Annotated in this window: 12 protein-coding genes; all 12 read left to right on the top strand. The window is 68.7% G+C overall.

Annotation, left to right across the window (positions count from 1 at the left end):
- Window positions 1–55 precede the first annotated feature (55 nt).
- The 12 genes from ABC766_RS07000 to hisB all read left to right on the top strand — a co-directional run bounded on the left by ABC766_RS07000 (window position 56) and on the right by hisB (window position 12,629).
- Entirely contained in the window at window positions 56–1,357 is a 1,302-nt protein-coding gene (locus ABC766_RS07000; protein ID WP_427902296.1) for an SLC13 family permease, read from the top strand.
- Window positions 1,358–1,486: 129 nt separating this feature from the next.
- Window positions 1,487–1,888, top strand: coding sequence for a succinate dehydrogenase, cytochrome b556 subunit (gene sdhC, locus ABC766_RS06995; protein WP_345821599.1), 402 nt, complete (start codon window positions 1,487–1,489; stop codon window positions 1,886–1,888).
- Window positions 1,889–1,898: 10 nt separating this feature from the next.
- Window positions 1,899–2,318: a succinate dehydrogenase, hydrophobic membrane anchor protein gene (sdhD, locus tag ABC766_RS06990; RefSeq protein ID WP_345821598.1), complete on the top strand. Its 420-nt coding sequence runs from the start codon at window positions 1,899–1,901 to the stop codon at window positions 2,316–2,318.
- Between the two features lie 32 nt (window positions 2,319–2,350).
- The gene (gene sdhA / locus ABC766_RS06985) at window positions 2,351–4,168 is read left to right on the top strand and encodes a succinate dehydrogenase flavoprotein subunit (protein WP_043755565.1); all 1,818 of its coding nucleotides are present in this window, start codon (window positions 2,351–2,353) and stop codon (window positions 4,166–4,168) included.
- 83 nt (window positions 4,169–4,251) lie between these two features.
- Window positions 4,252–5,076, top strand: a complete 825-nt coding sequence (locus ABC766_RS06980; RefSeq protein WP_024831121.1) for a succinate dehydrogenase iron-sulfur subunit — start codon at window positions 4,252–4,254, stop codon at window positions 5,074–5,076.
- A gap of 170 nt (window positions 5,077–5,246) precedes the next feature.
- Window positions 5,247–5,831 carry a protease inhibitor Inh/omp19 family protein gene (locus ABC766_RS06975; RefSeq protein WP_043352132.1) on the top strand — a complete coding sequence of 195 codons (585 nt, stop codon included), beginning with the start codon at window positions 5,247–5,249 and terminating at the stop codon, window positions 5,829–5,831.
- A gap of 91 nt (window positions 5,832–5,922) precedes the next feature.
- Window positions 5,923–7,788, top strand: coding sequence for an ABC transporter ATP-binding protein (locus tag ABC766_RS06970; protein ID WP_287090958.1), 1,866 nt, complete (start codon window positions 5,923–5,925; stop codon window positions 7,786–7,788).
- Window positions 7,789–7,985: 197 nt separating this feature from the next.
- The gene (gene petA, locus ABC766_RS06965) at window positions 7,986–8,555 is read left to right on the top strand and encodes a ubiquinol-cytochrome c reductase iron-sulfur subunit (protein WP_345821597.1); all 570 of its coding nucleotides are present in this window, start codon (window positions 7,986–7,988) and stop codon (window positions 8,553–8,555) included.
- Between the two features lie 13 nt (window positions 8,556–8,568).
- On the top strand, window positions 8,569–9,855 hold the full coding sequence (locus tag ABC766_RS06960) for a cytochrome b (protein ID WP_342143332.1): 1,287 nt from the start codon (window positions 8,569–8,571) through the stop codon (window positions 9,853–9,855).
- A gap of 18 nt (window positions 9,856–9,873) precedes the next feature.
- Window positions 9,874–10,785 (top strand): cytochrome c1, encoded by a 912-nt coding sequence (locus ABC766_RS06955; RefSeq protein ID WP_345821596.1) that lies wholly within the window; start codon window positions 9,874–9,876, stop codon window positions 10,783–10,785.
- A 296-nt stretch (window positions 10,786–11,081) separates the two neighbouring features.
- Window positions 11,082–11,957 (top strand): S-methyl-5'-thioadenosine phosphorylase, encoded by an 876-nt coding sequence (locus ABC766_RS06950; protein ID WP_345821595.1) that lies wholly within the window; start codon window positions 11,082–11,084, stop codon window positions 11,955–11,957.
- Between the two features lie 84 nt (window positions 11,958–12,041).
- Window positions 12,042–12,629, top strand: coding sequence for an imidazoleglycerol-phosphate dehydratase HisB (hisB, locus tag ABC766_RS06945; protein WP_345821594.1), 588 nt, complete (start codon window positions 12,042–12,044; stop codon window positions 12,627–12,629).
- Window positions 12,630–12,644 lie beyond the last annotated feature (15 nt).

Genomic DNA, 12,644 nt, shown 5'->3' with positions numbered 1-12,644 from the left:
TTCCAATCCGACGAGGATGCCGCCTCCGGCGTAGCGTGGTGCGGGGATGATCGCGGTGAGCGGGGAGGGGTCGATTGCGGCGACGGCGGCACTGCTCGTGGCGTGCATGAGCCTCTGGGCGACCGCCCTGCTGCCCGAGATCGTCACGGCGCTCGCCTTCTTCGGACTGGCGATGCTGCTGCGGCTCGGCTCCGCCGCGACGGTGTTCTCCGGCCTCTCGTCCTCCGCCTTCTGGCTGGTCCTGTCCGGCCTGGTGGTGGGGCAGGGCATGACCCGGACGGGCCTCGGCGCCCGCATGGCGCGGAGCCTCGCCCTGCGCCTCTCGGGCTCCTACGGCCACTTCATCACCGGGCTGGTGGCGCTGAGCTTCCTCATCGCCTTCGTCATGCCGTCGAATCTGGGCCGCATCGCCCTGATGATCCCCGTGACCCTGGCGCTCTGCGACGCCTTCGGCCTCACGGTCGGCCGCCCGGGACGGACGGGCGCGGTGCTCGCGGTCGGCATCGCCACGCCGATCCTGTCGGCAGCGATCCTGCCCGCCAACGTGCCGAACCTCGTCATGGCCGGCTCGGCGGAACACTTGCTCGGGCTGCAGCTCTCGTACCTGTCCTACTTCGTCCTGCACGCCCCGGTCCTGGCCGCGGTCAAGGGCGTCCTGCTGGTGGCTCTCATCGTCCGGCTGTTTCCGGACGACCTCGGCCCGACCGCGCCGACCCTGCCGGTGCTGCCGCCGCTCTCCGCGCCCGAGCGGCGCCTCGCGGTGATCCTCGCCTGCACGCTGGTCCTCTGGATGACCGACGCCCTGCACGGGCTCGCCCCCGCTTGGGTCGGCCTCGCCGCCGCGGTGGTCTGCCTTCTGCCGCGGATCGGGGTGCTGCCGCCCGAAGCGTTCCAGCAGGTCAACCTGCGGACCTGCTTCTACATCGCGGCGCTGCTCGGTCTGGTCGCCCTGGTCAACGAGACCGGTCTGGGCGGGCGTCTCGGCCATCTGCTCCTGGCGGTCGCGCCCCTGGCGCACGACGCGCCGACACATAACTTCGCGGTGCTCACCGGCATGGCGACGGTGCTGACCCTGCTCGTCACCGCCAACGGCGCGCCGGCCCTCTACACGGCCCTGGCGGGCGAGATGACGGAGGCGAGCGGCCTGTCATCCCTCGCGGTCGTCTCCCTGCAGGTGATCGGCTACTCGACCATCTTCTTCCCTTACCAAGCGCCCCCGATCGTGTTCGCCAGCGAGCTCGGGGGCGTCCGCCTCGGGGACGCGACGCGCCTCACCGTGAGCTTCGGCCTCCTGTCGTTGCTGGTGGCCGCGCCCCTCGACTACGCGTGGTGGCGACTGCTGGGGCAGCTGAGGTGACAGAATCGGCAAAGTGTCGCCCCAGACGGCACATTGCGCCGCACCATGGCGGATTGCGGGTTGCCCGCTCAGCCACTAGCGCTACCAGATTAGAGACGGTCCAGTTCGCAGCTGCGAGGCTTCAACCCGATGGCACCCACCGCCCGCCCGACAGTGGCACAGCCGCTATCGCCCCATCTCCAGATCTATCGCTGGACCTGGACGATGGCGATGTCGGTGTTTCACCGTATCACCGGCACCGCGCTCTATGGCGGGACTGCACTGGTCGCCCTCTGGCTCGTGGCTCTGGCTTCCGGACCGGCCGGCTACTCTTACGTGGCCGGGTTCTTCGGCTCGCTGTTCGGGCGCCTGATCCTGTTCGTCTATACGTGGGTGCTGATGCACCACATGCTGGGCGGCATCCGGCACCTGATCTGGGACACGGGCGTGGGCTTCGATCGGGAGAAGCGCCTGTCGATGGCCCGGCTGACCCTGATCGGCTCGGTCGCGCTCACCCTCGTTATCTGGGCGGTCGCCCTTCTGGTCCGCTGAGGAGGCCCACATGGCTCAGAAAGAGGTCCGGCAGGACACGCGCGTCTCGATCCGCACCCCCCGCGCCCGGGTCCGCGGCCTCGGCGTCGCGCACCACGGGGCCGGCCACTGGTGGCTGCAGCGGCTGACCGCCATCGCCAACGTCGTGCTGATGCTGAGCTTCGTGGTGATCGTCGCCAAGATGTCGGGCCGCGGCTTTGCGGAGGCGCGGCTCCTCGTCGCGACCCCCCTGGTGTCAATTCTCCTGATCCTGGCGCTGCTGTCGGTTACGATCCACATGCGGCTCGGCATGCAGGTGATCATCGAGGACTACGTGCACGTCCCGGCCATGAAGATTGCGGCGGTTCTCGCCAACAACGCCTACGCGGTCGTCGTGGCCGTGGCCTGCCTCTACGCGGTACTGCGCATCGGCTTCGGACAGCCGGCCTGAACCCCGCCAACCCCTATTTCGAGGAGCCGAACATGGCCGCCAACGGCACAAACGGCAGCGGGCCTGCCTACACCATTCACGATCACGCCTTCGACGTGGTGATCGTCGGCGCGGGCGGCGCCGGCCTGCGTGCCACGGTCGGCTGCTCGGAAGCCGGCCTGCGCACCGCCTGCATCACCAAGGTGTTCCCGACCCGCTCGCACACCGTGGCGGCGCAGGGCGGCATCTCGGCGTCCCTCGGCAACATGGGCCCGGACGACTGGCGCTGGCACATGTACGACACCGTGAAGGGGTCGGACTGGCTCGGCGACCAGGACGCCATCGAGTACCTCGTGCGCAACGCGCCCGCCGCCGTCTACGAGCTGGAGCACTGGGGCGTGCCGTTCTCCCGCACGGAGGAAGGCAAGATCTACCAGCGCCCGTTCGGCGGCATGACCACCGATTACGGCAAGGGCACCGCCCAGCGCACCTGCGCGGCGGCCGACCGCACCGGCCACGCCATGCTGCACACCCTCTACGGGCAGGCGGTGAAGAACCAGACCGACTTCTTCATCGAGTATTTCGCCCTCGACCTGATCATGGACGAGGAGGGCCGCTGCCGCGGCGTCATCGCCCTCGACCAAGCCACCGGCGAGATCCACCGGTTCCGCGCCCAGATGACCATCCTGGCGACCGGCGGCTACGGACGCGCCTATTTCTCGGCGACCTCCGCGCATACCTGTACGGGCGACGGCAACGCCATGGTGCTGCGCGCCGGCCTGCCGCTGCAGGACATGGAGTTCGTGCAGTTCCACCCGACCGGCATCTACGGCGCGGGCTGCCTGATCACGGAAGGCTCCCGGGGCGAGGGCGGCTATCTGACGAATTCCGAGGGCGAGCGCTTCATGGAGCGCTACGCACCGTCGGCCAAGGACCTCGCCTCGCGCGACGTGGTCTCGCGCTCCATGACCATGGAGATCCGCGACGGCCGCGGCGTCGGCAAGAACAAGGACCACATCTACCTGCACCTCGACCACCTGGATCCGAAGATCCTGCACGAACGCCTGCCGGGCATCTCGGAATCCGCGCGGATCTTCGCGGGTGTCGACGTGACCAAGGAGCCGATCCCGGTCATCCCGACCGTCCACTACAACATGGGCGGCATCCCCACGAACTATCACGGCGAGGTGCTGACGCTGCGCGACGGCAACCCCGACACCGTGGTTCCGGGGCTCATGGCCATCGGCGAAGCAGCCTGCGTCTCCGTGCACGGCGCCAACCGCCTGGGTTCGAATTCGCTGATCGATCTCGTGGTGTTCGGCCGCGCCGCCGGCAAGCGCTGCGCCGAGATCGTCGAGCCGAACGGCCGCGCCATGGAACTGCCGAAGGGGGCCACCGACAAGGCCCTCGAGCGCCTCGACCGGTTCCGCTACGCCAACGGCGCGACGCCGACCGCGGAACTCCGCGCCGAGATGCAGAAGACGATGCAGAACAATTGCGCCGTGTTCCGCACCGGCGAGGTTCTGGAGGAGGGCAAGGGCCTGATCCACAAGGTCTGGAACGCCGCCGCCGACGTGAAGGTCACCGACCGGTCGCTGGTCTGGAACACCGACCTCCTGGAGACCCTGGAGTTCGACAACCTGATCGGCCAAGCGGTGGTCACGATGGAATCGGCCGCCAACCGCACGGAATCCCGCGGCGCCCATGCCCGCGAGGACTTCCCGGACCGCGACGACAAGGACTGGATGAAGCACACGCTGTCCTGGCTCGACGAGGGCCGGCACCAGGTGAACATCGATTACCGTCCGGTGCACACCTACACGATGTCCAATGAGATCCAGTACATCGAGCCGAAGGCCCGCGTGTACTGATACGAACCTCTGCTCAACGACTGCGGCGGCGGGGCTTCTGCCCCGGCCGCCACGTCCTGCTCTAGCGGAAGCCGTCGAGAACCATGGCCCAGTTCAACCTTCCGAAGAATTCCCAGATCACGCAGGGCAAGTCCTGGCCGGCGCCTCCCGGCGCCAGGAACCTGCAGACCTTCAAGATCTACCGCTGGAACCCGGATGACGGGGCCAACCCGCGGATCGACACCTATCAGGTTGACCGCGAGGATTGCGGGCCAATGGTCCTCGATGCGCTCCTGTGGATCAAGAACAAGGTCGACTCAACGCTGGTCTTCCGCCGCTCCTGCCGCGAGGGCATCTGCGGCTCCTGCGCGATGAACATCGAGGGCCAGAACGCGCTCGCCTGCACGATGGGCATCGACGAGTGCAAGAGCCCCGACAATGCCCTGCCGGTCATGACCCGCAAGGACAAGGACGGGGCGATCCGGATCTATCCGCTGCCGCATATGCCGGTCCTGAAGGACCTCGTGCCGGACCTCACGAATTTCTACGCCCAGCACGCTGCCATCGAGCCCTGGCTCCAGACCGAGACGCCGGCCCCGGAGAAGGAGTGGCGCCAGACTCCGGAGGACCGCTCCCGCCTCGATGGCCTCTACGAGTGCATCCTCTGCGCGTGCTGCACCACGTCGTGCCCGAGCTACTGGTGGAACGGCGACAAGTTCCTCGGCCCGGCAGCCCTGCTGCAGGCCTATCGCTGGCTGATCGACTCGCGCGACGAGAACACGGGCCACCGCCTCGACGGGCTGCACGACCCGTTCCGGCTGTACCGCTGCCACACGATCATGAACTGCGCCAACACCTGCCCGAAGAGCCTGAACCCGGCCAAGGCCATCGCCGAAATCAAGAAGATGATGGTGGAGCGCACGCTCTGATTGCAGAGCCGGGCCACGTATTGAGGCCTGAAGGCCACACTGGGCCGAAAAGCCCGGCTCTCCGCAGCGGAGTCGTCTGCGCTTGAGAGGGCCGCCTTGCGGTCAGCGCAATTGGCACGGAGTCAGGGGCAAGCGCGTACGCGCCTCCAAGCCTGACCCAAAGTGGACCGATGCTGCGCCCGAGCCTGTCGACGTTCGCCGTTCTCTGCCTGGGCGCCAGCCTCGGCGCCTGTGCCTCGAGCCGCCTGGATGGGCCGCGGACGCGGGCGCCGTCGCCGCAGGCCTCCCTGGACACGGTGCCGGCCATGCCGTCGGGCACCGTGACCGCAGCCCCCCTGGCGCCTCCGCCCGGCGTGGCCGCGAGCCCCGACGCGCCGCCCCCGCCCGGTGCCCAGGCGGCCGCGCCACCCGCCGGTCCGACGGTGATCGCCGAGCCGGTCGCCCCGCCGGCGCCGCCGCCGCCGGTCGCCACCGGCGGTCGCTCCTCCGTGGTCGGAAGCTGGGACGCCCGCGATGCCACCGGAGCGAATTGCAAGGTGACGCTCTCGAGCACGCCGGCCCTCGACCTCTACAGGGCGACGGCGACGGGCTGCCCCAACAAGGATCTGGCCCGGGTCTCGGCCTGGGACTTCCGCGACGGGGAAGTCTACCTCTACCAGCCGGGCGGCTCCGTGGCGGCGCGGCTGCGCCAGGGCGGCGGCGGCCTGGAAGGCGCCCTGACCAAGTCGGGCGCCGCGCTGGCCCTGAACCGCTGAGACACCGCGGCGGCGCGACCACTCCGCACGGTTGGCGCGGGGCCGGTCGCGCTTACATGAGGGGCTCCCGCCGCGTCACGCCCCCGTAGACATGTTCCTCGATTGGCTTGAACGCCGCGTCGACCCCTTCGCGCCCTTCGACGAGGCGCGGATGCCGCCGCGGTCGATCCTCGGCTTTGCCTGGTTCTACCTGCGCCCGATCCGCGCCGCCCTGGCGGCCCTGTTCGTCATCGCGGTGATCGCCGGCACGGTCGAGGCCTCCCTCTACCTCGTGATGCGCTGGTTCATCGACCTGCTCGGCTCGGCCGATCGGGCGACGGTGCTGTCGGACCACGCCGTCGAACTCGGCCTCGTGGTCGTTCTCATCGCGGTGGTGCGCCCGCTGTCGATCTGGGCGCACGAGGTGCTGTCCAACCAGCTCATCGTGCCACAATCGACCAGCCAGATCCGCTGGCGGGCGCATCTCTACACCCTCGGGCACGCGCTCTCGTATTTCCAGGGCGACTTCTCCGGCCGTCTGGCCAACCGCGTCGTCCAGGTGGGCCCGGCGGTGCGGGAACTCGCGGTCGTCTTCATCGACACGCTCCTCTACGTGGCGATCTATGCGATCACGGCGGTCGGGCTGTTCAGCGCGATCTCGCCGTGGCTCGCCGTCCCGGTGCTGCTCTGGATCGCCGCCTACGCGGCCCTGACCGCGTGGTTCGTGCCCAGGGCCCGGGCGCGCTCGCACAAGACCGCCGACACCCGCTCGACGCTCATCGGCCGGATCGTCGACAGCTACACCAACATCCTGACGGTCAAGCTCTTCGCCCGCGACCGCGAGGAGCGGGCCGCGGTGCAGGACGCGGTGGACGTCCACACGGCCGCCTATCTTCACCAGTTCCGGCTGGTGACCCTGACCACCAGCCTGCTCGGACTCCTCAACAGCACGCTCCTGATCGCCACCGGTGCCGCGTGCCTCGTCCTGTGGCGCGACGGCGGCATGACCACCGGCGAGGCGTCGGCGGGTCTCGCCCTCGTGCTGCGCCTGATCGCCATGTCGGGCTGGGTCATGCAGACCGTGCGCGGTGTCTTCGAGAATGTCGGCGTGGTCCAGGAGAGCATGCAGACGATGGCCCGGCCGCACGCCCTGGTTGACGCGCCGGACGCAAAGTCCCTCGTCGTCACCGGCGGCGAGATCCGATTCGAGGAGGTCGGCTTCCATTACGGACGCGGCGATGCCACGGTCATCGAGGATTTCTCCCTGACGATCCGCCCCGGCGAGAAGGTTGGGCTGGTCGGCGTCAGCGGCGCGGGCAAGTCGACCCTGGCGGGTCTGCTCCTGCGCCTCTACGACGTGGAGAGCGGGCGCATCCTGGTGGACGGCCAGGACATCGCCGCGGTGACTCAGCAATCGCTGCGCGAAGCCATCGCGATGGTCAGCCAGGACACGTCGCTCTTGCACCGCTCCATCCGCGACAACATCGCCTATGGCCGCCCCGGCGCCAGCCAGGCGGAGATCGAGCGGGCGGCCCGGCTGGCGCATGCGGACGCGTTCATCGCCGATCTCGTCGATCACAAGGGGCGGCGGGGCTACGACGCCCAGGTCGGCGAGCGCGGCGTCAAACTGTCCGGCGGGCAGCGGCAGCGGATCGCCATCGCCCGCGTCATGCTGAAGGACGCCCCGATCCTGATTCTCGACGAGGCGACCTCGGCCCTCGACAGCCAGGTCGAGGCTGCGATCCAGGACTCGCTCGACACCCTGATGGCCGGCAAGACCGTGTTGGCCATCGCGCACCGCCTGTCGACCATCGCGGCCCTCGACAGGCTCGTCGTTATCGACCGCGGCCGGATCATCGAGGAGGGGACCCACGCTGAGCTGGTTGCCCGCGGTGGCGTCTATGCCGGATTGTGGTCGCGCCAATCCGGCGGCTTCCTGGACGACGGGACGGCCCGATACGACAGCGCCGTCGCGTGAGCGCCGCGCCGGCAGGGTTACCGGCAACATACCGCGACGATCGCGGGTCGACCTTATCGCCGCGCCGCACACAGCGGCTTGACTCGGGGGCGGCAGACGGTCTCATTGCTCAGATTAGAACCATAATGCTTTGTTCCTGGATCGAGCCGGGACGAGGGCACCTGCGGCCCTGACGCCGACGCATGGAGTTCCGAACCTTGGCGAATACATCAGCCGCCGCTCCCGCGGCCTCTGGTCATGAGGGCAGCCGCCGTGACTTTCTCTTCCTGGCGACCGGCGCCGGGCTGGCGGTCGGAGCCGCGGCCGCGGCCTGGCCGCTGATCTCCTCCATGGCGCCCGATGCGGACACGATCGCCGCCGGGGCGCCGATCGAAGTCGATCTGACGCCGATCCAGGACGGCCAGATCGTCAACGTCTTCTGGCGCGGCAAACTGATCTTCGTGCGCAAGCTCACCGCCAAGGAGGTGGGCGACATGAAGGCGGTCCCGCTCTCGGCGATGATCGACCCGGCCGCCTTCCCGACGCGGGTCAAGAACGGCCACGACCAGTGGCTGGTGGTCTACGGCAACTGCACGCATCTCGGCTGCGTGCCGATCGGCCACCAGGGCAATTTCGAGGGCTGGGCCTGCCCGTGCCACGGCTCGCAATTCGACGCGGTGGGCCGCGTGCGCCATGGACCCGCGCCCATCAACCTGCCGATCCCGCCCTACGCCTTCGAGACGGACAGCAAGATCCGGATCGGCGAGGGCGGCAAGGAAGCGGCCTGAGGAGGACGGAAGCATGAGCGGAACGGCCAGCACCTACGTCCCCAAGAGCCGCGTAGCCAAATGGTTCGAAGCGCGCCTGCCCATCGCCGGGCTGGTGCACTCGTCCTTCATTGCCTACCCGGTTCCGCGGAACCTCAACTACTTCTGGACCTTCGGGGCGATCCTCGCCGCCTTCCTGGGCATCCAGATCGTCACCGGCGTCTGGCTGGCGATGCACTATGAGCCTTCGGCGACGGGTGCCTTCACCTCCGTCGAGAAGATCATGCGCGATGTGAACTACGGATGGCTGCTGCGCTACGCGCATGCCAACGGCGCCTCGATGTTCTTCGTGGCCGTCTACGTCCACATGTTCCGCGCGCTCTACTACGGGTCGTACAAGGCCCCGCGCGAGGTGCTCTATATCCTCGGCGTCGTCATCTACCTGCTGATGATGGCCACGGCCTTCCTCGGTTACACGCTGCCCTGGGGCCAGATGAGCTTCTGGGGCGCCACCGTCATCACCAACATCCTGGCGGCGATCCCGGTGGTCGGCGACACGATCCAGACCCTGCTCTGGGGCGGCTACTCGGTGGGCAACCCGACCGTGAACCGCTTCTTCTCGCTGCACTACCTGCTGCCGTGGATGATCGCCGGCGTGGTCGTGCTGCACGTGTGGGCGCTGCACGTCACCGGCCAGAACAACCCGGCCGGCATCCCGATCAAGTCGGGCAAGGACACGGTGCCGTTCACCCCCTACGCGACGATCAAGGACGTCTTCGCCACCTGCGTGTTCATGATCCTGTTCGCCTGGTTCCTGTTCTACCAGCCGAACTTCCTGGGCCACGCCGACAACTACATCCAGGCGAACCCGGCCGTGACGCCGGCGCACATCGTGCCCGAATGGTACTTCCTGCCGTTCTACGCGATCCTGCGTGCGGTCCCGAGCAAGCTCGGCGGCGTCATCCTGATGTTCTCGGCGGTGATCATCCTGGCCTTCGCGCCCTGGCTCGACACGTCGCGGATCCGCTCGTGCAACTATCGGCCGCTCTACCGCCAGTTCTTCTGGGTGTTCATCGGCGCGACCCTGCTGCTCGGCTGGCTCGGCTCGCAGCCGCCGGAGGGGGGCTACGTGCTGGCCGCTCAGGTCTGCACCATCTACTACTTCGCGCACTTCCTGATCGTCATGCCGCTCTGCGGCCTGTTCGAGACGCCGAAGAAGCTGCCGGGCTCGATCCTCGAGAGCGTGACCGGGCCGGGCAAGCAGGTGAGCGGATCCGGCATGCCGGCGGGCGCTGCCGCCGCACCGACCACCAAAGGTTGACGGGCTGACGACAGGACCATGATGATGACCCGCGTCCTCTCGACGACCGCCGCGGCCGCCCTGGCGGCCCTGCTGATCGGCGCCGTGCCGGTCTCCGCCCAGGAGGGGCATGGCGGGCCGATCCCGGCCCGCGTGAACTGGAGCTTCGCCGGCGTGTTCGGCCGCTTCGACACCGCGCAGCTGCAGCGCGGCTTCCAGGTCTACAAGGAGGTCTGCTCCGCCTGCCACTCGATGAAGCTGGTCTCCTTCCGCAACCTCGCCCAGGAAGGCGGACCGGACTTCACGGCCGGGCAGGTGAAGGCCCTCGCGGCGACCTACCAAGTGAAGGACGGCCCGAACGATGCCGGCGAGATGTTCGAGCGGCCCGGCCGGCCCGCCGACACCTTCCCGCCGCCCTTCCCGAACGATCAGGCGGCAGCGGCGGCCAACGGCGGCAAGGCCCCGCCGGACTTCTCGGTCATCGCCAAGGCGCGGACCTTCTCCCGGGGCTCGCTCTACTTCCTGACCGACTGGCTGCCCTTCGTGGGCTACTCGGAGCAGGGCCCCGACTACATCCACGCCCTGCTCAACGGCTACGAGGAGCCCCCGAAGGACTTCGCCCTGCCGGAGGGTGGTCACTACAACAAGTACTATCCCGGCCACATCATCGCGATGCCGCCGCCGATCACCGACGGGCAGGTCTCCTACCCGAAGAACGATCAGGGCCAGCCGATCGTGCCCGAGACGGTCGATCAATACGGCAAGGACGTCTCGGCCTTCCTGATGTGGGCGGCCGAGCCGCACATGATGGACCGCAAGGCCCTGGGCTTCCGGGTGATCCTGTTCCTCATCATCCTGTCGGCACTGCTCTACTACGTGAAGAAGAAGATCTGGGCCGATGTCGGCGGCGAGGTGCACGGCCTCCAGCCGGAGCTGCACAAGACCTACTGAGGCGCGGCGCCGCGATCGACGAGATGGATGGGCTCCCGAAAGGGGGCCCATCTTTTTTGGGCTGGATCGCCATGTTAACCCGTCGTCACCGCGACGATCGGCTGGACGGAAGCGGGTTGATCCATCCCTCAACCTCATCCTGAGGTGCTGCGCAGCAGCCTCGAAGGACGGCTCCAGAGATCGCTGCGGGTTCTGGAGCCCTCCTTCGAGGCCTCCGCTTCGATCCGGCACCTCAGGATGAGGTGGCGGATGGATCTGGCGGCCGTTATGCGCTGCGCGACCAGGGGAATACCTTCATGACGGCAGCGGTCCTCGGAGTGATGGGCGGGTCCGGCGTCTACGACCTGCCGGGTCTCGAGGACGTGCGCGAGGAGCGCGTGGCGTCGCCCTGGGGCGAGCCTTCGGACGCCCTGCGCATCGGGCGGATCGGCGAGACCAAGGTCGTGTTCCTGGCCCGGCACGGGCGGGGACACCGGCTCTCGCCGTCGGGCATCAACTACCGCGCCAATATCGACGTCCTGAAGCGGGCCGGGGTCACCGACCTCGTCGCCCTCTCGGCCTGCGGCTCGTTCCGCGAGGAGCTGCCGCCGGGCCTCTTCGTGCTCGTCGACCAGTTCGTCGACCGCACCCACGGGCGCGCCTCCTCGTTCTTCGGCGACGGCTGCGTCGCCCACGTGTCCCTCGCCCATCCGGTCGGTCCGGGGCTGCAGGCGCGGATCGCCCTCGCCGCGAAGGCCGAGGACATCGCGGTGCATCGCGGCGGCACCTATGTCTGCATGGAGGGGCCGCAATTCTCGTCGCTCGCCGAATCCCGGGCCTACAAGGCCCAGGGCTTCGACGTGATCGGCATGACCAACATGCCCGAGGCCAAGCTCGCCCGCGAAGCGGAGATCACCTACGCCACCATCGCGATGGTCACCGACTTCGATTGCTGGCACCCGGGCCACGACGCGGTGGACGTCGCCTCGGTGATCGCGGTCGCCCGGGCCAACGCCGACAAGGCGGCGCGGCTCGTCGCCCGTCTCGCCCGCGATTTCCCGGCCGAGCGCGAGCCGTGCCCGGCGGGCGCGCACCGGGCGCTCGACGGCGCGATCATGACGGCGCCCGCGGTCCGGGACCCGGCTCTGCTCGCCAAGCTCGACGCCGTGGCGGGACGGGTCCTCAACGGGTAGCCGGCCGCCCTTTCCATTCGGCGGCGAGACCCTCTAGAAGGCGCGGGCGGCCGCGGCCGCCCCAGACGCGAAGTCCAGACCGAAATGCGCAGCGCCTCCATCAGCCGGAAGACCGCGGAAACCGATATCGCGGTCACCGTCCATCTCGACGGGACCGGGCGATCCAACATCGCCACCGGGATCGGCTTCCTCGACCACATGCTGGATCTGCTGGCGCGGCACGCCCTGTTCGACCTGGACGTGAAGGTCGTGGGCGACCTGCATATCGACCAGCACCACTCGGCCGAGGATTGCGGCATCGCCCTGGGCCAGGCCTTCGCCAAGGCGCTCGGCGACAAGCGCGGCGTCACGCGCTACGCCGACATCCATCTGCCGATGGACGAGGCGCTGACCCGGGTCTGCGTCGACATCTCGGGTCGCCCGTTCGTGGTGTTCCGCACCGCCTTCCGCGTGGAGAAGATCGGGAGCTTCGACACCGAGCTGGTGCGCGAGTGGTTCCAGGCCTTCGCGATGAATGCCGGCCTGACCCTCCACGTGGAGACCCTCTACGGCGACAACGCCCACCACATCGCGGAGAGCTGCTACAAGGGGCTGGCCCGGGCCTTGCGGAAGGCTGTGGCGATCGATCCGCGGGAGGAGGGGCGCGTTCCCTCCACCAAGGGCTCCCTGTAGACCTGTTGTCGCCGG

It is taken from the genome of Methylobacterium fujisawaense (genome assembly GCF_039619325.1).
GTDB lineage: Bacteria > Pseudomonadota > Alphaproteobacteria > Rhizobiales > Beijerinckiaceae > Methylobacterium > Methylobacterium fujisawaense.
This window is presented reverse-complemented; position numbering and strand designations above follow the sequence as displayed.

Bases quoted from the DNA above. Each gene is read 5' to 3' on its own strand.
- sdhC (WP_345821599.1), top strand. From the start codon at position 1,487: ATGGCACCCACCGCCCGCCCGACAGTGGCACAGCCGCTATCGCCCCAT.
- sdhD (WP_345821598.1), top strand. From the start codon at position 1,899: ATGGCTCAGAAAGAGGTCCGGCAGGACACGCGCGTCTCGATCCGCACC.
- sdhA (WP_043755565.1), top strand. From the start codon at position 2,351: ATGGCCGCCAACGGCACAAACGGCAGCGGGCCTGCCTACACCATTCAC.
- ABC766_RS06980 (WP_024831121.1), top strand. From the start codon at position 4,252: ATGGCCCAGTTCAACCTTCCGAAGAATTCCCAGATCACGCAGGGCAAG.
- ABC766_RS06975 (WP_043352132.1), top strand. From the start codon at position 5,247: ATGCTGCGCCCGAGCCTGTCGACGTTCGCCGTTCTCTGCCTGGGCGCC.
- ABC766_RS06970 (WP_287090958.1), top strand. From the start codon at position 5,923: ATGTTCCTCGATTGGCTTGAACGCCGCGTCGACCCCTTCGCGCCCTTC.
- ABC766_RS06960 (WP_342143332.1), top strand. From the start codon at position 8,569: ATGAGCGGAACGGCCAGCACCTACGTCCCCAAGAGCCGCGTAGCCAAA.
- ABC766_RS06955 (WP_345821596.1), top strand. From the start codon at position 9,874: ATGATGATGACCCGCGTCCTCTCGACGACCGCCGCGGCCGCCCTGGCG.
- ABC766_RS06950 (WP_345821595.1), top strand. From the start codon at position 11,082: ATGACGGCAGCGGTCCTCGGAGTGATGGGCGGGTCCGGCGTCTACGAC.
- hisB (WP_345821594.1), top strand. From the start codon at position 12,042: ATGCGCAGCGCCTCCATCAGCCGGAAGACCGCGGAAACCGATATCGCG.